Here is a 22,629-nt window from a genome sequence, read left to right on the forward strand (position 1 = left end):
TGTAACAGAGTAAAATATGATACTGATAGCCGATAGTGGTTCAACCAAGACGGATTGGTGTATGGTAGAGAAGGGAGAATCTGTTCTCCGTTTTCAGACTCGGGGTATGAATCCGTTTTTTCAGACCGAAGAGGAAATGGGAAAGGAGATAGAAACCGGATTATTGCCAGCATTAAAAGACCTTATGCCTTCCGCCGTATATTTTTACGGGGCGGGTTGTGCTTTCCCGGAAAAGAATGAAATGATCCGGCGTTCTGTCAACCGGTATTTGTCTGCACCCGTTGAGGTCGGCAGCGATTTACTGGCGGCGGCACGTGTATTATGCGGTAGCGGACCGGGGATAGCTTGTATTCTGGGGACTGGTTCGAACTCTTGCCAGTATGATGGGAAAGAGGTTGTAAAGAATGTCTCTCCCCTGGGTTTTATCCTGGGAGATGAAGGAAGTGGTGCCGTATTGGGCAAGCTCTTGATTGGGAATGTATTAAAAGATCAGTTACCTCCAGACCTTAAAGACCTGTTTCTTACACAATATGAACTGACTCCAGCATTGATTATGGATAGTGTGTACCGGCGGCCGTTTCCCAACCGTTTTCTGGCAGGATTTTCTCCTTTTATATTGGAACATTTGGATGAACCGGCTATCTGGGAGCTGGTAACCCGTAGTTTTCTGGCATTTTTTACCCGAAATGTGAAACAATACGATTGTTTTAATCTGCCGGTTCATCTGGTAGGTTCGGTAGCCTGGTATTATCAGGATATATTAAAAGATATCGCTTTCGATCTGGGGATCCGTATTGGGACTGTTGCCCGGAGTCCGATGGAAGGATTGATTTCTTATCATGGCTGATGTATCCTTTGATATTTGGTTGATTGTCTTTATATTTGTTGCGTTTGTAATCTTATATTTAATAAATTGTCTGCATGAAAAAAGTGTTATTCTCATTCTGCTTCCTCATCGCATTGTTATGGGGTAGTTCGTTAAGGGTAGAGGCTCAGCCTGCCCGTAAATTGATTGATGTCGTGGTTTCGCCTGACCGGACTGACTGGAAATATAAGGCAAAAGAGGAGGTGACTTTTACTGTCCAGGTTTTCAGAAATGAAAATTTATTGGAAGATGTAGTTGTCGATTATGAATTGGGACCGGAATATTTCCCAGTTAAGACAGAAAAAGATGTTCTGTTGAAGAACGGAAAGACAACATTGAAGGCTTCTCTGAAAGAACCCGGATTTCTGCGTTGTAAAGTGATCGCTAAAGTGGAAGGCCGTAATTATGAAGGAATGGCAACTGTGGCTGTAGATGAAGAACGTATACAGCCGACAACTGAAGATCCGAAAGATTTCGACAGCTTCTGGAACCAGGCGATCGCCGATGCCCGTAAAATACCGTTGGATCCTAAAATGGTATTAATGCCGGAAAGATGTACTTCTACTCAAAATGTGTATCATATCAGTTTTCAGAATGAGCGGTATGGTTCCAGAATGTATGGAATACTGGTCGTTCCGAAGAAAGACGGGAAATATCCCGCTATACTTCAGGTTCCTGGGGCCGGTATACGTCCGTATGGCGGAATTAATCTGGGAGATGATGTGATTACCCTGGAGATAGGTATTCATGGTATTCCTGTGAATCTGCCGCAGGAGGTGTATAATAATCTGGCATCAGGAGCTTTGAACGGATATCCCGGGATCAATAAGAATGACCGCGATGCTCATTATTATAAGCGGGTTTATTTAGGTTGTGTAAAAGCTGTGGACTTTATTTATTCCCTGCCTGAATTTGACGGATCGACGGTAGGTGTGACAGGTGGAAGCCAGGGTGGTGCCCTCTCTATTGTAACTGCAGGATTAGAACCCCGCATTAAATTCCTGGCAGCTTTATATCCGGCCTTATGTGATTATGCGGGGTATTTGCATAACCGTGCAGGTGGCTGGCCTCACTATTACCGGAATGCACAACCCGGACCGAATGAAGTTGAGACATTGGCTTATTTCGACGTAGTTAATTTTGCCCGTCGTGTCAATGCTCCGGGATGGTATAGCTGGGGATATAATGATGTCACTTGTCCTCCTACGTCTATGTATTCTGCATATAATGTTATTCCCGGCGCAAAGGAGTTACATCTTTATCTGGAAACCGGGCACTGGACTTATCCAGAGCAGGATGCTGCCCGTTTACAATGGCTGAAAGAGATATGTAAATAAAATGTAGGTTTATGACCGGAAAACGATTCATCCGATGTTTGTGGATGCTGATGAGGTTTCCGGTCATAAATTTTGTTAGTTTTGCATCTGTTTAATATCGTGCGTAATACATATCCAATATGGCATTTACTAAAATAACAGAGCAAGATTCATACTATGACAACCTGGAATGTAAATCAGTCCGGGAGTTGTTGGAAGATATAAATACGGAAGACCAAAAGGTTGCATCGGCTGTTCAGAAAACAATACCCCAGATAGAAAAACTGGTATTGCAGATCGTACCCCGGATGAAACAGGGAGGGCGTATCTTTTATTTGGGTGCAGGAACCAGCGGACGTTTGGGAGTACTTGACGCCTCCGAAATACCTCCGACTTTCGGAATGCCTCCCACATTGGTGATCGGTCTGATAGCTGGGGGGGAGAAAGCGCTTCGCAATCCGGTAGAGAATGCTGAGGACGATGTAAACCGGGGATGGGAGGAATTGCAGGAACACCAGATTACTTCTAAAGATATAGTGATCGGGATCGCAGCTTCCGGTACAACTCCTTATGTGATTGGTGCTTTGCGAAAAGCACGTGAACATGGGATCCTGACGGCTTCTATTTCCAGTAATCCCGATTCTCCGATGGCAGCAGAAGCAGATATAGCCATTGAAATGATCGTCGGACCGGAGTTTGTGACGGGAAGTTCCCGTATGAAATCGGGGACAGGACAAAAGATGATCCTGAATATGATATCAACTTCCGTAATGATCCAATTGGGACGTGTAAAAGGAAACCGGATGATCAATATGCAACTGAGCAATCAGAAACTGGTTGACCGGGGCGTTCGTATGCTAGCTGAAGAATTAGGAATCGGCTACAATGAATCTCATAATCTGTTGCTTACATACGGTTCCGTTAAGAAAGCACTCGAAGCTTACCGTCATTAATAACAGAATATGGATTGGCATTGAAGATTCAGGATTCTTTAGTTTTATTTTGTTCGATGTATTCCATAGGGGTCATGTCAAATTCTTTTTTGAAACATCTGCTGAAATATTTGGCATCGTTGAAACCTACACGGTAAGCAACTTCAGAGATATTGCCTTTTTGCTCGAGTAATAATTTGCATGATGCTTTTAACCGGATATTCCGGATGAATTCATTCGGTGATAAATTGGTCAGAGATTTCAATTTTCTGTACAGCATCGAGTTTGAGATATTCATTTCTTCTGTAAATGCCTGTAGGTCGAACTCCGGATTTTCGATATTCTTTTCAACAGCATCAATGGCCCGGTTCAATATCTTCTCATCCATGGATGTCAATGAAACCTGGATACTTTGGGTAAGAGGCGTGCTTTTGAACTTCTGTGCCGTGAGTTCCCTGTTTTCTATAATACTGAGTAGTTGAGCTTTCAACAACTGGAAGTTAAATGGTTTAGTGATATAAGCATCCGCACTGACCTGGAATCCTTCCAGTTTATCTTCATCTGATATTTTTGCAGAAAGAAGTACGACAGGAATGTGGGAAGTGCTGATTTCCTGTTTGATCGTTCGACAGACTTCGAATCCGTTCATACCCGGCATCATAATATCACTTAATATGAGTCCTGGATTTTTACTTTGCGCGATATCGATACCCTCGGAACCGTTTGTTGTCGTATAAACAATAAATTGTGTCGCAAGTAGATTCCGGATAGACTGTAAAAGTTCTTCATTATCTTCGATGACCAGGATTGAATGTTTTTTATCAGTCTGACTTTCTTCCGATTTCTCGGGCTGGGTTGTCTCTGCACATTCTGTTGTTGCAATGTCCAGAAGGATCTCCGGAGAATGGATGCCGCTGTTATCTTCTATCTGCTCTTCCCGGTAAGCTGTTTTTTCCAGAGGAATGGAAAATGAGAATTCGGTCCATTCATTTGGAATGCTTGTTACCTGGATGGTACCGTTATGCAATTCCACCAGGCTTTTGGTGAGTGATAAGCCGATGCCATTGCCTCGTTTTTCAGAATCTTTGTAATTGATCTCATAAAAACGTTGGAATATCGAATGAATATGTTTCTCACTTATGCCAATACCGGTATTGCCAACCGTAACGGTCAGTCGTTTGTATTCGAAGTCAGAAACAGCCCCTTCCGGTGAAAGTGTGATTTTTACTTTACCGTTTATTTTGTTATACTTGAATGCATTCGATAAAAGATTGTAGATGATCTTGTCTACTTTATCTTTATCGAACCATCCGGGAATGTGTGGTTTCGGATTCTCAATGATAAGTTCTATATTTTTACTTTTTCCTAAAATCAGGAAATTATCATTGCATATCTTGGTAATAAAGGATCCTATATCTCCAAATGATACGGTTAGTTTAAGACCTCCGTTTTCGGCTTTTCTGAATTCCAGAATTTGTTCTAGCAGACGGTTCAGCCGTTGTATATTGGTTTTCATTACATTGAAGACACTGTCTTTGTTATTATATTTTAACCTTAATTCTTCAACGGAACAAGTTATCAGAGAAAGTGGCGTTAAAAGCTCGTGGCTGATATTCGTGAAAAACTTCAGTTTTTCCTGTGCAAGTTCTTCTGATTTGGCATGCTCTATTTGTTCCAGTTTGAGGGCTTCCTTTATTTCCAGTTTATATCGGAATATTCGGAAAGTAATCCATAAAATAAGACAGATTATCAAGAAATATAAGCAATAAGCCCACCAGGTAGCATAAAGTGGGGGAAGCACTTTTATATGGAGTATTTCCGGTTGTTCTTCCATAAAACTGTTTTCGTTCGTTCCCTTTACCAAAAAACGATAGGTGCCACTTCTTAAATTGGTGTAATAAGCGTAACGGTGATTAGCATCAACATAATGCCACTCTTTATCAAAACCTTCCAACATATATGCATACCGATTCTTTTCCGGATTTTTGAATGTGAGGGAAGCGAACTCAATCCCGAAATTGTAATCGTTGTTGGATAAAGTAATGGACTTCGAGTATGAGGGATGTAACTGGGGGGACAGGTTTCTCTGTTTGCTCATTGGAAGATTATCGAATGAGTTATGGAAGATTTTAAGATCCGAGATAACCGTTTTCACTTTACTCGGTGTCTCTTTTATATCCTTCGGACAGAAGGAACAAAAGCCATTGGCCATACCGAAATGAAGCTGATTATCCAGATCAGACAAAACTGTTCCCTGATTGAATGCATTATCCAGTAAACCGTCTTCTGTGGTAAATATTTTTATTTGTGCACCTTTTTCTCCTTCCGGATTGTATTGTACAAGCCCTTGGTTTGTTCCGATATATAATAGGCCATTGGATTCTGCAATGCTGAAAATTGCATCACCCGGAATTTCCTGCATACAATCGATCAGTTCAAATTTATCTGTTTCGCGATTAAGCATGCTTAATCCACCGCCTTTGGTGCCAGCCCAAAGGCGGTGTTTACTATCCTGATATATACATTTTATTTCATTACTGTTGATAGTTCCGTTTTCCTGATTGTAATTTCTGAATGTCAATCCTTTTACGCCCTGGGAAGCATCGGCTAGAAATATACCGTTATTCTTGGTCCCCAGCCACATTTGATTTTTGTAATCGTGGCAAATGGATTGAACTTCTATCATTTCACCTTGATTAAGGTTAACATACGACAATGTATCTTGTTCAGGTGTCAGTATATTAATTCCAAAATTGCTTCCAATCCATATATTCTGTGCTTCATCACAACAAATATCTTTTATTATATCTCCGGCGATCCATCCTCCCCAAAAAGGGAAATGCTGTTTTACCGAGATTATTTTATTATTCTGTAATGTGCAGGATAATAAACCGCCGTATTCGGAGCCCATCAATAATTCATCACGTAAAGGATGTTTGAATATAATTTGTATATTTCCGATTCTGTCAGGGAATTTTTTTAAGTCAGGATCATTTACACGGGAAGTTAAACGGTTGGTACGGATATTGTATTTGACTAATCCGACCTTTTCTACTCCGAGTAAAAATTCATCTTTGTTCCATTTGTAAATAGCTGTGACAGATAATGGTTGTTTGAAGTCATCGATGGAATAGAATGGGTGATTGCTGAATGGCTGTTCTTTTTCATACATTAGATAAATACCTGAATTTTGTGTAGCCATCCAGATCATACCGTTTTTCCCTTTATACAGATCGTTTATTTCGTAGTTAGTTACTGTCCGTGTTGAATCTTGAAAAGAGGATCGATAATTATCAGGAATCAACGGACAAGTAATTATGTCGAGTCCCAGGCTTGTTCCAACCAAAAGGTTTCCGTTTTTATCCTGAGTGATCGAGTGTATTAATCGTTCGTATTTGATATCTTTGTCATACCTTGTATAAAGTATTTTCAATGGATTTGTGTGGTTTTCAATCTTGAATAGATGATTTACTGTGCCAAGCCACAAATTTTTATCTTTGTCTTCATAAATGGCCCCGATTCTTCCTTCATCCCCTAAATAGGGACAGTTTATGAATTCTTCTGTGCGTGGGTCTAGGCGACACAGGCCATTTCCCCATGTTCCTATCCATATAAAACCGTCGGAATCTTCATAAAGTACGCGAATGTCATCTCCGTAAATGCTGTTCGTTTTAAGGATCTTATTCTGATAAACATAGAATGAATCTGCTTTTTCGTCATATCGATATAATCCGTTAGAGGTTCCGATCCATAAAATATTATCTCTGGTATAAAGGAAGGTCCAAACATGTTTGCCTGCTAATTTATTTCGATCTACGGTTTCCATTTTTCCAGTCTTTTTATCCAGTATATTGATACCGTTTACCGTTCCGATCCATAGTTTGTTGTTTTTGTCTTCAATTAGTGTATTGACCCAGTTGTTGTTGAGAAGTGTGGGGGATGTGTAGGTCGATTTGTACACTTTATTTGTATAACCATCATAACGGCATAGTCCGTTCGTTGTGCAAAACCACATATATCCCTCACTGTCCTGATAAATATGCGTGATCTGCTTACTCGGTAACAGCTCCTGTTTATTAATAGGCTGAATATGATATGAAGCAAGTGGGGTTGCTGATATTATAAGCGGAATAAATAGCGATAAGAATATCGAGTAAAAATTTCTTGTGGACATAATAACTCCTTTAGATGTAAAGCTTGTAAAATTGCACTATGCGAATATATACTTTTTAAGGGAATCGGGAAAATGTAATACGTTGTAAATTTATGAAAAACTGAATAAGATTGTTAGGAAAGACCGTGTTTTAAGATTTAATTGGAGTTTTGGATGATTTGTCCTCCTTTATTGAATGATTTATCCTCTTTATACAGATTAGTCTTCCTGGAATACGTATATGTGCAATGTGTTAGCTGAATAATCTTGTTTTGTCGAATAGATATGTTTTTACAATTTTTTTCTTGTTTGAATGATCTGTCTTCCTCTTTGAATAGATATTTTCTTCTTATTTTTCCAAAAATAGTGTCTTTTGCATATGTTCAACCTAAAAAAATGCTTATGACGAAAGAGTAGTACGATTGTGAAAAAAAGGTTTTGTTGTTAACCTTCTTTTATGTTATCTCAAATTTTGTTTGATAATCAAAAATTATTTCAGCCTAAATGAAAAGAAAAATTAGAATTTTTATTCTACCGCTTATAGCCCTTTGGGGGGCTTGGGGTAGTTCCTGGGCAGAGAATATGGCTATAACTGAACGGGAAAAAGATGCAGATACCAGAATTTCGATCAACCAGCAGCGTGATATTTTGGTAACAGGGGTAGTGAATGATACTTATGGAGAACCTATGGTAGGTGTGAATGTCATTGTAAAAGGAACGACTATAGGTACAATGACGAGTGCAGATGGTAGTTTCAGTGTTAAAATACCTTCTGAAAAAACAGTATTGGTTTTTTCTTTTATCGGTTACAAGACCATGGAGATTCCTTATGCCGGAAAAGATAAAATAACTGTAGTATTAGAAGATAATGCGGAAATGCTGGACGAAGTACAGATTATTGCCTATGGTACGCAAAAGAAAGTAACGGTAACGGGAGCTATTTCTTCTATTAATACAGATGAACTGCTAAAATCTCCGACATCCAGTATCGGTAATATGTTGGCGGGAGCCGTATCCGGTATTTCGACTGTACAGTATAGCGGACAACCCGGTGCTGAAGATCCGGAAATATTTGTCAGAGGAAGTGCTTCATTGGATGCTGCCCGTTCGCAGCCATTAGTTTTGGTGGACGGTGTCGAACGTTCGTTTTTTCGGATGGATCCGAATGAAATAGAAAATATTACGGTTCTGAAGGATGCTTCTGCAACGGCCGTGTTCGGTGTTCGAGGTGCGAATGGTGTTATTTTGGTCACAACACGTAGAGGAAAAGAAGGGCGTACGGAAATATCCTGGTCTTCATCTGTGGGTATCAGTGAAGCAATGCGGGTTCCGGAAGTAGTGGGGAGTTATGAACACGCTAAATACTTCAATGAAATGCAGTTGAGCGATAATCCGTCGTTAGGTCCTAACGACCTGCGGTTTTCTCCTTATGTGCTGGAAATGTTCAGGACAAATGCGGATCCTATTATGTTTCCGAATACCGACTGGCAAAAATTATTATTTAAAAATTCCTCTTTGCAAACTCAGCATAACCTGAATATTTCAGGAGGAACGAAAGATATCAAGTATTTTGTTTCCTTGGGTTATTTATTTCAGGATGGTTTGCTTAAAAAGTTTTATGAAAGTTATGATCCGAATTATAAGAATAACCGATATAATTACCGGGCGAATCTGGATATAAACGTAACTAAAACGACTACATTGAAATTAGGACTGGGAGGGCGCTTGGAAACGAGAAGAGAGCCGCCGTTTGCTGATGTTAATAATTTGTGGATACAGATTCTTCGTGTGCAACCATTTTCCAGTCCCGGTTTTGTAGACGGAAAAGCGATCCATTTGAACAATCGCTATATTCCGATGGAGATGCGTAATCTGCTGGATCAGTATTATGGAAAAGGATATACCGATTATTCACAGAATACGATGAATCTGGATATGGATCTGACACAAAAGTTAGATTTTATAACCAAAGGACTTTCTTTCAATATAAAGGGCGCTTATAATACATCTTATACCGGCAGTAAATCATGGAGAGGGTCTATGGAATTCTACATACCGGTTTACAAATCGACTTTAACGAATCCGGGACTGGCTATCGATGATCCAAGTTTCGACCATTCGATTGTCTATCAGCTGGATGGAGCAGATAATGTTTTATCTCCATCCGAAAGTTGGGGAGAAAAAACGCGTGACTGGTATGCGGAAGCCAGTTTACGTTACGATCGTACGTTCGGTGATCATAAAGTAGGAGGTCTGTTACTTTATAATATGACCAAGCAGTATTACCCCAAAGCAAATACGGATATTCCGCAAGGATATTTAGGGTTGGTGGGGCGTGCTACTTATGCCTATAAAGATCGTTATCTCGTTGACTTTAATGTCGGATATAACGGATCTGAAAATTTTGCACCAGGAAGACGATATGGCTTTTTTCCGGCAGCTTCACTTGGTTGGGTTATTACGGAAGAAAAATTTATGAAGTCTGTCGACTTTATAAGTTTTCTGAAACTAAGAGCTTCTTATGGTCTCGTTGGTAATGATATTTTGAGTGAATATAAACGATTCTTGTATTTACCGGATTCCTGGTCGGCCAGTTCGGGTGGCTATTATTTTGGTGTGAATACACCACAATCTTTTCCCGGGGCTTCCGAGTTATTATTGGGAAATCCGAATGTGACTTGGGAAAAGGCGGCCAAACAAAATTATGGTTTGGATTTAAATCTGTTTGATCAGCGTTTGAGCTTTTCATTGGATGTCTTTTTCGAAAAACGAAAAGATATTCTTATTCAGCAGAATACGGTTCCCGGATTTGTTGCGGCAGATCTGCCAGCTGTTAATTTAGGTAAAGTAAACAATCATGGATATGAAATCTCTTTGGGATGGAATGATAAAATAGGTCGTGATTTCCGCTATTGGTTGAAAGGGAACATTTCTTATTCAAAGAATGAGATTGTTTATAAAGACGAGATTCCACAAAATGAACCTTATATGTATGAGACAGGACGTTCTACCGGATTGAATTTCGGTTATGTCTTCGATCGCTTTTTCGAAGCAACGGATTTTAAAGAAGACGGTTCGACGCTGGAAGGAATTCCTGTACAATCAGGAACATTTAAACCGGGAGATATTCTATACAAAGACCTGAATGGCGATGGAGTGATAGACGGTGATGATAAAACCTATTTCGGTTATAGCGATAATCCCGAATATATTTTTGGTTTGAATATGGGATTTGAATATAAAGGTTTTGATTTTTCTATGAGTTGGACAGGAGCTACTCATGTTTCCAGATTATTTGAAGAAGACTTTACCCGTCCGTTTAATACCGGAGATGCTCCGTTAATGAAGTGGATCGCTGATGAGCGTTGGACTGAGGAGAAAGGACAAGCTTCCAAATTTCCGCGTTTGACTCAAACCAACAGAGTCCATAACTCTCAGGTGAGTGATTTCTGGGTTAGAGATGCCTCTTATCTGCGTTTGAAGAATATGGAGATCGGATACACATTAAATGCGAATCTGTTGAAAAAAATAGGTATTCAGAAACTGAGATTATTTATGAACGGATACAACTTATTTACCCTGGATCATCTTGGCTTCATAGATCCGGAATCGAAGGTCACTAATAAGAATAAGTATCCAAATACTCGTATTTACAATTTTGGGGTGAATGTTAACTTTTAACGATTGAATAGTATGAAAAGATTATTAATGCCGATAATTATAATTGCAGGATCTTTATATTTCGGGGCATGTAATGACCTAAAGATAGGAGATGATTTTTTGGAAAAAGGCCCGGGGGCAGATGTTACTCTGGATACAATTTTTTCCTCTAAACAGTTTGCTGAACGTGCTTTGGTGGCGGCGTACAAACACTTACCTTATGGGGTGATGTATAGCTGGGATGCGGCAGAAGATAAATTAGGGGTCGATCTGCTTGAATCGACGACAGATCTTTGCCAATCTTATTTAGGATGGGGGTGTGGTGCCGAACGCCATTATTATAACGGACAATACAATGCATCACTTTCCGATACTTATGATGTGATGTATGCCTATACGAAGGAGCGTAGTTGGGAAGCTATTCGTAAAGCTTATATTTTTCTGGAAAATGTGGATCGGGTTCCCGATATGACAGAATCGGAAAAAGAAGTTCGTAAAGGAGAAGCTAAAATGATTATTGCTGTGCAATATACACAAATGATGCGTCATTTTGGGGGATTACCTTTGCTGGATAGAGCCATTTATCCCGGGGATGATTATAACTACCCTCGTGAAACGATTGAAAAAACCGTCAATTTTATTGTGAATCTTTGTAATGAAGCGGCTTCGGTTCTTCCTTGGCAGACATCGGCAGAAGAAGACGGACGGTTTACGAAAGCGGCTGCACTGGGATTGAAGGTTCGTGTATTATTGTTTGCTGCCAGTCCGTTGTTTAATGACAATCAACCTTATTTGGATGGCGAAGCCAGTTCTAATTTGATGGTTTGGTATGGTAATAAATCAGAACAACGTTGGCAGGATGTAGTCGATGCCTGTAAAGAATTTGAACAGGCGAACAGTGCAGACTCCTATAAATATGAATTGGTAGAGACTGGGAATTATCGACAGGACTTCCAGGATGCATGGTATAAAAGAAGAAATGGAGAGGTACTGATCTCTACCCGTGTAGCTAATACTTGTCCGGGTATTTGGGATGGTGATTTTTATTTCATGCAATCATCCGGTTGGTATGGTTGCAGCTGTCCGACATTGAATTATATGGATATGTTTGGTAATGCTGATGGTACTCCTTTTTCTTTAGACTGGAATAATATTCCTCAGGGAGTTAATCCTTTTGAAAACAGAGATCCTCGTTTGTATGAAACATTGGTTATCAACGGAGACAAATGGCAGGGAAGAACCGCTCAGACTTATATCGGCGGATTGGAGCAGCCAACTGAAAATGATACACGTTGTCGTACGGGTTCCGTGATGCGTAAGTTCCTTCTCGAACATGACAATGCCACTTTGGCCGGATCAGTTATTCATTGGCCTTATTTACGTTTGGCTGAAATCTACTTGAGTTACGCTGAGGCATTGAATGAAGTAGGGCGTACAGGAGAGGCATATGCCTGGGTCGATAAAGTCCGCGGACGGGTAGGATTGCCGAAATTGCAACGTAATTTATCGCAGGAAGAGTTTCGTGAAATGGTTTTGAATGAACGTGCTGTTGAATTTGGCTATGAAGAAATCCGATGGTTTGACCTGGTTCGCTGGAAACGTGCCGGCGATTTTACCAAACCATTGTATGGAGTAAAGATCAGACTTCAGCCGGACGGTTCATTTAAATACGAAAAGTGGCAGTTGGCAGAACGGTATTGGAAAAACAGCTGGTCGCCGAAATGGTATTTATGTGCATTTCCACCGAATGAAATAAACAAGGGGTATGGATTGGTGCAAAATCCGGGATGGTAATTTATTTGATAAATCATAGAAGTAGATTATGAAAATAATAAGAGAAATATATGTGGCTACATTTTTGTCTGTATCCGTACTTTCTTATGCACAGGATGCTTCTACAACAATAAAAGTTGTAGATAAACAAAATAACCCGCTGATAGGTGTAAAGGTAGCTTTAAAAGATAATATGTCGAATGGTTCGTTGACGGATGAACGTGGACAAGTCTCGCTTGACGATACGCAAAAGGGTGATATTCTCATTGTCCAGGCATCGGATGGCAGCCGGAAAGATATTCAGGTGAAAGAAGGGATGAACGTAGTTGTTTTGGACGGACGTTCGAAACCGGTGAACCGCGGATTCAATTTGTCCGGTCGTAATGAAGAGAGTACGGCGGCTGTTTCTACAATTTATATGCAGTCGGCTAAAACCTCTGATATAAATCCGGCTAACTCATTGTATGGAAAACTTACCGGATTAACAAGCTTACAGGCTACAACTGTTGCCTGGAGCAGTGATCCGGAAATGTTTGTCAGAGGAACCGGAACAACCGGAACAAAGACTCCTTTGATTTTGATCGACGGGTTCGAACGCCCGTTAAGTTCTCTTTCTCAGGATGAAATAGAAAGTGTTACGGTCTTGAAAGATGCCGCATCCCAGGCATTGTACGGAGTACGGGGGGCCAACGGGGTAATATTGGTTACGACTAAGCGTGGTGAGTTTTCCGGCATGAAGGTGAAAGCCAGTTATCAGTTTGGACTGAATACGCCTTTTCGTATTCCGACTATGGCAAACGGATACCAGTATGCGCAGGCGATGAATGAAGCTTTGCAGATGGACGGACTGGCAGCCCTGTATAGTCAGTCTGATTTGGCAGCTTTTCAATCAGGAACTCAGCCGGAACTGTTCCCCAGTGTAAATTGGGCAGATGAGGTTCTGAAAAATAAAGGAACGACTCATCAGTTCAATGCCTCTTTTACAGGAGGAGGTAAGAATATACGTTATTTTGCCGCCATCAATTATATAGGTGATAACGGTTTCATGAATACCGATCACTTCAGTCCGGATTATTCCAGTCAGATGGAATGGGATAAACTGAGTGCAAGGGCTAATCTGGATATTAATGCGACGAAACTCACATTGATCAAATTGAATCTGTTGGGTATTTTATCACAACATAATCGTCCGGCAACGAACTATCCGACATTGTTCCCCATGATTTATAATGTACCGTCGGCAGCTTTTCCTATCCAAACGAGTACCGGGGTATGGGGAGGTGATAATATCCGTAAGAACCCGGTTGCAGAATCGGTAGCAACAGGTTTTTCCATAGGGAATGATCGCTCTTTATATGCCGATTTACGGATCCTGCAGGATTTATCCGTACTTACTCCCGGCCTGAGTGCAGAACTGGCGATTGCTTATGATAACCAAGCCAGTTACTGGGATAGTAAAACAAAAAATTACGTGTATGAAAGTCTGCAGCCGGTCAGGGATAATGGAGGTAACATCACAGATATAACTCGTGTACGTTATGGACAGGAGACAGATTTGTCTTTTAGTTCCAGTTTAGGGTCTCAGAGCCGTGTCACTACTTTTGAAGCAAAAGTGAATTATGAAAAGAACTGGCTGGATACGCATCAGTTGAATACTTCAGTTATTTATCATCAGGAGGAAAACTCTCCGAATGGGTTGAATCAGACATACCGTCGCCAAAGTTATATTGGAAATGCAAGTTATGCTTATAAAAATAAATATCTTGCTGATCTGGTACTGACTTATTCAGGCTCCAGTGTACTGGGTAATTCGGATAAGTATGCATTCTTCCCGGCTATTTCAGCCGGATGGGTGATTTCTTCGGAAGATTTTATGCAAAATGCAACAGCTATCAATTATTTGAAAGCCAGAGCTTCGTGGGGTATTACCGGAAGTGACAGGTTTGCGTATGATTACGATAAATATTACTTCAAAACAGGTACCAGTGCATATTATTTTGGTGATAACAATAATTCTGCATCCGGTCATGGGGAAATTCGTTTACCTAATTTAAAATTAAAGCCGGAGACAGCTTCTAAATTTAATTTCGGTATCGATATGGAGGTATTCAACCGGCTTTCTTTATCGGCTGATGTCTTTTATGAAAAACGGACGAATATCCTGGTTAATTCGGCTCCTATTTATTCTACGGTATTGGGTGTTACGACCCCGATGTTGAATGACGGCGAAGTAAAAAATTATGGATTTGAAGCGGGCTTGTCGTGGAACGACCGTATAGGTGATTTTACCTATATGCTTGCCGGTAACTTTACTTTTGCGCGTAATGAGATTGTGAATATGGACGAAGGCTATCAACCATATGATTATTTGAAAAACACAGGCAATCGTATCGGTCAGTATTATGGTCTGGAAGCCATCGGTTTCTTTAAAGATGAGACGGATGTTGCTAACAGTACCCCGCAATCATTCTCGAAAGTGGTTCCGGGCGATGTAAAATACAAAGATCAAAATAATGATGGAGTGATTGATGATTATGATAAAGTAGCTATTGGCTATAGTACGATATTGCCGGAAATAACATATGGCTTTACCATTGCTTTAGGATATAAAAATTTGAGTTTGAGGGCTGATTTCCAGGGTGTAGCTAACTATACGCTGGTAAAGGATATGGAAAGTATGTACTGGCCGCTGGTGGGCAACAGGAATGTCTCTCAGCACTATCTGGAGAATCGTTGGACACCGTCTACACCTGATGCCATGTATCCGCGTCTGACTACAAAACAGAACGATAATAACTTCAGAAACAGTTCTATCTGGACTGAAAATGGAAATTTTCTGAAGTTGAGAAATCTGGAAATAGCATACACATTGCCTAAATCATGGGCGAACAAGATCAGGCTCGAAAATATCAACTTGTTTGCCAGAGGTATGAATCTCTTTTCCGTAGATCATGTGAAAGATATGGACCCGGAGCAGATGTATGCCACTTATCCTTCTTTCAGATCATATAACATAGGATTAACTCTCGATTTTTAAAATTAGACGTATATGAATAAGTATTTATTATCAACCATATTGGCTTTTACAGTATCTCTGCCTTCTTGTGATTATCTGGATTACAGTGAGTCTTCCGGATACGGGAAGGAGGATATGTTTGTCTACTTTGACCGGGCGAAAGGTATGCTTACAACAGCGTATTCTTATCTACCGGTAGATTTTGGAAGTTTTGACGGAGCGACTCGTGCGGCTGCAACCGATGAGGCGGAGTATGCATGGAGCACTTCCAATATTATCCGGTATAATAATGGTTCCTGGAGTCCGATTCTGACGATAGACGATGTATGGGGAAACTATTATGCAGCGATCCGGACTACTAACATGTTTCTGGAGAATCATCAAAAAGATTTTGAGAATATAGAATGGAATGATGATTATGCGCTTTTAATGAAACAATATCAGTATTATCCTTATGAAGCACGTTTTTTACGTGCATTCTACTATTTTGAGTTGGCAAAGCGTTATAAAAATGTTCCTCTGATAACGGACTGTCTGGAATTGGAAGACGCGAATAAGGTGGCACCCGCAGATTTTGAAAAAGTAATCGGGTTTATTGTCAGCGAATGTAATGAGATTGCCGATAAATTACCGGTATCATACAAAGATATGCCGGGAGCTGAAACCGGCCGTATCACGCAGGGAGCCGTCATGGCTCTGAAATCGAGAGTATTGCTGTATGCAGCCAGCCCGTTATATGCGGGAGCTGTCAGTCAGGAGAAATGGGTGGAAGCGGCAAAAGCAGCTAAGCAATTGATTGACAAATCTGAATCTGAAGGGTGGTATCAATTGGTTGATGAAAGCAGCTGGAATAATTTGTCTTCAAAAGAATTGATCCTGGAAACCCGGCAGGGTAATTCCAACAATTTTGAGAAGCTGAATTTCCCGATAGGATACGAAGGGGGAAACTCGGGAACCTGCCCTTCACAAAATCTGGTGGATGCCTTTGAAATGAGTGACGGCAGCCGGTTCGACTGGAAGAATCCGGAACATGTCAGTAACATATATAATCCGGAAAAAAGAGACTCTCGTTTGTTCAAGACCGTGTTATATAATGGATCGACTTTCAAGAATGCAACGGTTGAAACATTCATCGGTGGTAAAAACGGGACTCCTATCGACGGGGCGACTCCTACTGGCTATTATTTGAAAAAGTATGTGTTGGAGTCTATTAGCCTGGATCCGAACAATACAACGACTGGCCGCCATGTCTGGGTCCTTTTCAGATATGCAGAGGTATTGCTCAATTATGCGGAAGCGTTGTATGAGGCGTATGGTAATCCGGATTATACGGATAATACATTTACTTTATCGCCTCGTGCAGCCATCGATCAGGTCAGGACGCGTGCCGGTATGCTGGGTGTTACTACGGATAACTTCCGGGAAAGGATACGGAACGAACGTCAGGTAGAACTGGCTTTCGAAGATCATCGCTTCTGGGATGTCAGAAGATGGAAGATCGCTGATCAGACGATGGATATTTATGGGGTAAAAATAGAAAAGAAAGGGAATGATTTGATTTACACTCGTCAACTCGTCGATCAGCGGACCTGGAATGACAGAATGTATTTATATCCTATTTCGAATGCTGAATTATTAAAAAATACACTATTGAATCAAAATCCGGATTGGTAAAATGATAAGTTTAGGGATGTATTAAAGTCCTGTTATCAGGGTTCCTTAACATGGACTTTTTACATCCCCTTTTGAATATTGGTTAACAAATAAATTAATTAGAGATGAAAATATGCACTTTGCTTTTGGCTTTATTGTTATGTGCCTGTAGTCCTGTTTCGCGGACATTTTATATGGATAGTCTGACGGGTGATGATAGCAACACAGGAAATTCTCCTTCAACCGCCTGGAAGAGTTTGAAAAAACTGAATGAACAGATGTTCGAACCGGGTGACCGTATCTTGTTCAAATCGGGTACGGAATACATAGGACAGTTTGAACCGAAAGGTAGTGGTAGTAAAGAAATGCCTGTCATTGTCAGTAGTTATGAAGAAGGCAAAAAGCCCGTTTTACATGGTAACGGGCTCAAGCAACACACAGTGTTGCTTGAAGGTCTCGAATATTGGGAGGTTAATAATCTGGAGATAACAAATAAAGGGGAAAAACCGGATCCGGGCAGGAACGGAGTGATTATTTATGCTTGGGATAAAGGAGATGTTCACCATATCCATTTAAAGAACCTGACTGTTCATGATGTGAATGGTAGTTGTATTAAGAATGAAGGAGCAGGAAACGGTATTTACTGGCATAACGGTGGAGAAGAAGTACCGACCCGTTTTGTCGATTTACTGATTGAGAACTGCCATATCTATCGTTGTCATCGAAATGGCATTACCGGAAATGGAAATTCAGGCCGTGATAAATGGTTCCCGAGTTTGAATGTCGTTATCCGGGGGAATCTGATCGAACAGGTTCCGGGGGATGGGATTGTCCCGATCGCTTGTGACGGTGCATTGGTCGAACATAATGTGGTGAGGGACAGTCCTGATCTGTTAAGGATTGAAGATGCCGCAGCCGGGATATGGCCGTGGAGTTGTGATAATACAATTATCCAGTTCAATGAAGTAAGCGGTCAGTTCGCCAAGTGGGATGCACAAGGATTCGATTCGGATTACAACTGTCGTAATACGCTTATCCAGTACAATTTCAGCCATGATAATGCCGGAGGTTTTGTGATGGTTTGTAATGAAGGTAACTCTTTGGGAGAGCCGTATAATATAGGTACAGAAAATACGATTATCCGCCACAATGTAAGTATTAATGACGGTTTGCGTCCGTATCCGACTCGTCCGGGTTGGTTCTCTCCGGTAATCCATATTTCCGGACCGGCTAAACAGACGGCTATTGAGGATAACGTAATCGTTATCATGAAAAAGCCTTCTCCCGATATAGATCGTTCAGTGCTCGTGATGGATAACTGGGGTGGTCCCTGGGCGGAGAATACGGTTTTCAAGCGGAATATCTTCTATGTCATGAACGATGAACTGCAATATAAGTTTGTGACAGGTAATAGCATTAATACCAAATTTGAAGGTAACACTTATTATGGCAATTTTATCGACAGGCCTGAAGATTCTTCCGCTGTTGAAAAAGAATTAGATTTACTATCCAGCTTTCCATTCCATAAGGAGTTTCCCGAATATTTGCGGGAGAAAGTGTTGGATCGATTGAAACAAAGCACCGATCAGGCTAAAATAGAATAGTCTCTAACGAAAATAGGCATTCGTTGTGATAATCCGAAAAAACTCTCTATATTTGCGGCATGCATTGTTCCTGGCCTGTATTCGCAGGAAAGGATTAAAAGGGAATCGGGTGAAAATCCCGGACAGTCCCGCTGCTGTAAGCTTCATAACGGATAAGGCAACACTCATGCCACTGACAAAAGTTGGGAAGGCGCCCGATCCGGAAGTAAGTCAGAAGACCTGCAAGGCATACTATTTCGACGGCTTCGAGGAAAGGCCGGAAGAGAACAAAAGGCAATTCTGCCTCTATATTCTTACTCCCGTTCATCCTGTCGTTGTCCTGGTGTATTTGTTTTTAATTATTTTGCCATAATAATTAGGAAAAGAGGCATGGATCGGTTTGCGGGATGAGCTCCGTGTCCGGTGCATGCTTTTCTTTTTAATGAATGAACAGTAAGGCTGGAATACTTGTTTATTATTGGAAAAGTATGTTTATTTGCAAACAGTAATTAATTAACAACAGGCAATATGAAAAAGGTTACAGGTTTAGTTTTGATTATTTTGATGGCATTCATAGCCGTACCGGCCAAGTCCCAGCTGAAGTTTGGGGTGAAAGGCGGTTTAAACATATCGTCCGTTCATCTGAATTCCGATATACTGAAAGCGGATAACGTGACAGGTTTCCAGATCGGTCCGATGATCGAAACAACGATTCCTCTGGTCGGAATAGGATTGGATGCAGCGATCCTTTATTCACAGAAAGGAGTAGATATGAAAGCGGAAGGATCGGCATCTTCAACAAGTATGAAAACAGATTATCTCGATATACCGGTAAATCTGAAATGGAAATTCGGTATTCCTCTTGTCAAAGCCTATCTTTCTGCCGGTCCGTATGTCGGTTTCCGTGTAGGAGGGGATAAAATATGGGATGTTTTAGGAGATCAGATAAAAGCGAAAAACTTTAGTGCAGGCCTTAACTTCGGTGTAGGTGCGGAACTGATCAGTCATTTACAGATCGGTGTAAATTACGGTTTGGGACTAACCGATAACTATAGTTCTGACAAATTCGACCTGAATGCCAAGAACCGCGGATGGTCTATTACTGCTGCCATTTTGTTTTGATAACAGACATAAGATATGAAGGGCCGGGCTTTAACAGTCCGGCCTTTTTTGTTACTTTTGGCATCGTAAATGAAATATGCAGATGTCATACTACCCCTGCCGCTGGAAAATAGCTATACTTATAGCATTCCTGCGGACCTGGAGGCTGCCGTAACTCCCGGTTGCCGGGTCATTGTTCATTTCGGTAAGAAACGTTATTACACAGCGATTGTCATGGATGTGCATGAGCGTAGGCCGAATACGGATTTTGAAACAAAAGAGATCTATGCCTTGCTGGATGCAAGTCCCGTGTTGCGCAGGCCGCAACTTCGTTTCTGGAAATGGATAGCCTCTTATTATTTGTGTAAACTGGGAGATGTTTATAAAGCAGCCTTACCTTCCGGGTTAAAACTGGAAAGTGAAACGGCTGTGACTTATAATGCTGATTTTGAGGCAGACGGTCCTTTGCGCCCCAATGAGCAAGCAGTACTGGATGCCTTCAAAGGTGTACTCAAATTAACTGTATCGGAACTGGAGAAAAGAACCGGATTGCGTAATGTTGTACCGGTTGTGGCTTCTTTGATGGCTCGTGGAGCTGTTGAAGTCAGCGAAGAAATGAAACGAGGGTTTGTTCCGAAAATGCAGACATTTATCCGGTTATCGCAGGAATATGCTACTGAGGAACGTTTACAGGAGGTTTTTGCCGATTTTAAGCGGGCAAAAAAACAGGAACTTTTGCTGGTTTGTTTTCTCGATTTAAGTCATGCTTTAAACCCTGCTCTGAGTAAGGAGGTTTCAAGAAAAGAATTACTGGAGCACAGTGGCTGTTCATCTGCTATATTGGAAGGTTTGCTGAAACGAGGAGTCCTGGAGAGTTATGAGAAAGAAGTCGGACGTTTGCAGGTCCCGGTATGCCGGTTGCAATCGCTTAGTTTGCTAAGTCCGGCACAGGAAAAAGCCTATAACGAGATACATGATACTTTTACTTCCAAAGAGGTTTGTTTGCTTCATGGAGTTACTTCGAGCGGAAAGACTGAAATCTATGTCCGTCTGATCGATGAGGTGTTGAAGATGGGCCGGCAGGTTTTGTATATGCTTCCGGAGATCGCTATAACGACCCAGATCACGGAGCGGTTGGCTAAGTTGTTCGGAGACAAGTTGCTGGTATATCATTCCAAATTTTCCGACAATGAACGTGTGGAGGTTTGGAATAAGCTGCTTCATGGGGGAGAACCGATGGTCGTAATGGGAGTGCGTTCCTCTCTTTTTCTTCCGTTCAAGGACCTGGGGTTGATCATTGTGGATGAGGAACATGAGAATACCTATAAACAACAAGACCCGGCACCACGTTACCATGCCCGTAATGCTGCTATCGTGTTGGCGGGGATGCACGGGGCAAAGACATTGCTGGGATCTGCCACCCCTTCGATCGACTCTTATTTCAATGCAACGACCGGTAAATATGGATTGGTAGAACTGACTTCCCGTTTTGGCGATTGCCTGATGCCGGAGATCATAACTGCCGATATAAAAGAACTGAAGCGTAAAAAGATCATGAAAGATACGCTTTTCTCTCCTTTGCTGGTTGAAAAGGTAAATGCGGCGCTTGCTCGTGGTGAACAGGCTATCCTGTTCCAGAACCGGCGTGGGTTCGCTCCGATGATCGAATGTAAGAGTTGCGGCTGGGTCCCTCATTGTGTGAATTGTGATGTCAGCCTGACCTATCATAAATACCATAATCAACTGGTCTGCCATTATTGCGGATATACTATTCAGTTACCGCCCCATTGTCCGGAATGTCAGAGTGCAGAGTTAAAAATGATGGGATTCGGTACGGAAAAGGTGGAGGAGGAGATCGCCTCTTTGTTTCCGGCGGCAAAAGTCGAGCGGTTGGATTTCGACACAGCCCGTACCCGTACGGCTTACGAGCGTATTATATCGGATTTTGAGAAAGGGAAGACGCAGATACTGATCGGGACGCAGATGTTGTCCAAAGGGTTGGACTTTGGAAATGTGAGTGTAGTAGGTATTCTGAATGCCGATAACCTGATGAATTACCCAGATTTCCGGGCTCACGAACGCGCTTTCCAGCTGATGGTACAGGTGAGTGGGCGTGCCGGTAGGAGGGATAAACGCGGTACGGTTGTTTTACAGACTTCCCAGCCGGAGCATCCTTTGATACGGATGGTACAGCATTTTGCTTATCGGGAAATGGTCCGTTTGCAGTTGAGCGAGCGCAGTATGTTCCGGTATCCTCCTTATTACCGGTTGATTGTTCTGGTGCTCCGGAGCCGTAATGAGACTGTCTTGCAGGAAATGTCGACAATCTATGCTGAAAAGTTGCGTGTTCGTTTAGGAGAAAGGGTATTAGGCCCAGTGACTCCGCCTGTCACCCGGGTGCAGACATTGCATATTAAAAAGATCGTTCTGAAAATCGAAATAGCTGCAGCGATTGCCCCTGTTAGGGAGATACTGGAAGCAATTCATTTGGAAATGCAACGCTATCTTCCTTTTAAACAGTTGATAGTGCACTATGATGTCGACCCGGCGTAAACAATGAAGTATTCAATTAAAAAA

11 protein-coding genes and 1 riboswitch are annotated in these 22,629 nt (G+C 41.5%); of the genes, 10 read left to right on the forward strand and 1 reads right to left on the reverse strand.

The window, feature by feature from the left end; translation table 11 throughout:
• The first annotated feature begins 16 nt into the window (after positions 1 to 16).
• The 3 genes from IEY67_RS14215 to murQ all read left to right on the forward strand — a co-directional run bounded on the left by IEY67_RS14215 (position 17) and on the right by murQ (position 3,134).
• Positions 17 to 847: an ATPase gene (locus IEY67_RS14215; protein WP_183672072.1), complete on the forward strand. Its 831-nt coding sequence runs from the start codon at positions 17 to 19 to the stop codon at positions 845 to 847.
• A 74-nt stretch (positions 848 to 921) separates the two neighbouring features.
• A complete protein-coding gene (locus tag IEY67_RS14220; RefSeq protein ID WP_122356352.1) occupies positions 922 to 2,202 on the forward strand; it encodes an acetylxylan esterase in 1,281 nt (426 codons plus the stop codon).
• Positions 2,203 to 2,321: 119 nt separating this feature from the next.
• On the forward strand, positions 2,322 to 3,134 hold the full coding sequence (gene murQ, locus IEY67_RS14225; RefSeq protein WP_122374979.1) for an N-acetylmuramic acid 6-phosphate etherase: 813 nt from the start codon (positions 2,322 to 2,324) through the stop codon (positions 3,132 to 3,134).
• A 28-nt stretch (positions 3,135 to 3,162) separates the two neighbouring features.
• Here murQ and IEY67_RS14230 read toward each other — a convergent pair whose 3' ends face one another.
• Entirely contained in the window at positions 3,163 to 7,287 is a 4,125-nt protein-coding gene (locus tag IEY67_RS14230; RefSeq protein ID WP_183672073.1) for a hybrid sensor histidine kinase/response regulator transcription factor, read from the reverse strand.
• 483 nt (positions 7,288 to 7,770) lie between these two features.
• Here IEY67_RS14230 and IEY67_RS14235 point away from each other — a divergent pair, with 483 nt between their 5' ends.
• The 7 genes from IEY67_RS14235 to priA all read left to right on the forward strand — a co-directional run bounded on the left by IEY67_RS14235 (position 7,771) and on the right by priA (position 22,605).
• Positions 7,771 to 10,947 (forward strand): SusC/RagA family TonB-linked outer membrane protein, encoded by a 3,177-nt coding sequence (locus IEY67_RS14235; RefSeq protein ID WP_122374981.1) that lies wholly within the window; start codon positions 7,771 to 7,773, stop codon positions 10,945 to 10,947.
• 12 nt (positions 10,948 to 10,959) lie between these two features.
• Positions 10,960 to 12,720 (forward strand): RagB/SusD family nutrient uptake outer membrane protein, encoded by a 1,761-nt coding sequence (locus IEY67_RS14240; RefSeq protein ID WP_183672074.1) that lies wholly within the window; start codon positions 10,960 to 10,962, stop codon positions 12,718 to 12,720.
• 28 nt (positions 12,721 to 12,748) lie between these two features.
• Complete coding sequence (locus tag IEY67_RS14245; RefSeq protein ID WP_183672075.1) at positions 12,749 to 15,736, forward strand: SusC/RagA family TonB-linked outer membrane protein; 2,988 nt, start codon at positions 12,749 to 12,751, stop codon at positions 15,734 to 15,736.
• Positions 15,737 to 15,748: 12 nt separating this feature from the next.
• Positions 15,749 to 17,389, forward strand: a complete 1,641-nt coding sequence (locus IEY67_RS14250; RefSeq protein WP_183672076.1) for a RagB/SusD family nutrient uptake outer membrane protein — start codon at positions 15,749 to 15,751, stop codon at positions 17,387 to 17,389.
• Between the two features lie 104 nt (positions 17,390 to 17,493).
• Positions 17,494 to 18,972, forward strand: a complete 1,479-nt coding sequence (locus tag IEY67_RS14255) for a right-handed parallel beta-helix repeat-containing protein (RefSeq protein ID WP_183672077.1) — start codon at positions 17,494 to 17,496, stop codon at positions 18,970 to 18,972.
• A gap of 47 nt (positions 18,973 to 19,019) precedes the next feature.
• A riboswitch (cobalamin riboswitch) is annotated at positions 19,020 to 19,213 on the forward strand.
• A gap of 266 nt (positions 19,214 to 19,479) precedes the next feature.
• On the forward strand, positions 19,480 to 20,073 hold the full coding sequence (locus tag IEY67_RS14260) for a porin family protein (RefSeq protein ID WP_183672078.1): 594 nt from the start codon (positions 19,480 to 19,482) through the stop codon (positions 20,071 to 20,073).
• Positions 20,074 to 20,142: 69 nt separating this feature from the next.
• Positions 20,143 to 22,605, forward strand: a complete 2,463-nt coding sequence (priA, locus tag IEY67_RS14265; protein WP_183672079.1) for a replication restart helicase PriA — start codon at positions 20,143 to 20,145, stop codon at positions 22,603 to 22,605.
• The last annotated feature ends 24 nt before the right edge of the window (positions 22,606 to 22,629 follow it).

The sequence above is a fragment of the Parabacteroides faecis genome (assembly GCF_014647375.1).
In the GTDB taxonomy this organism is placed as follows: domain Bacteria; phylum Bacteroidota; class Bacteroidia; order Bacteroidales; family Tannerellaceae; genus Parabacteroides; species Parabacteroides faecis.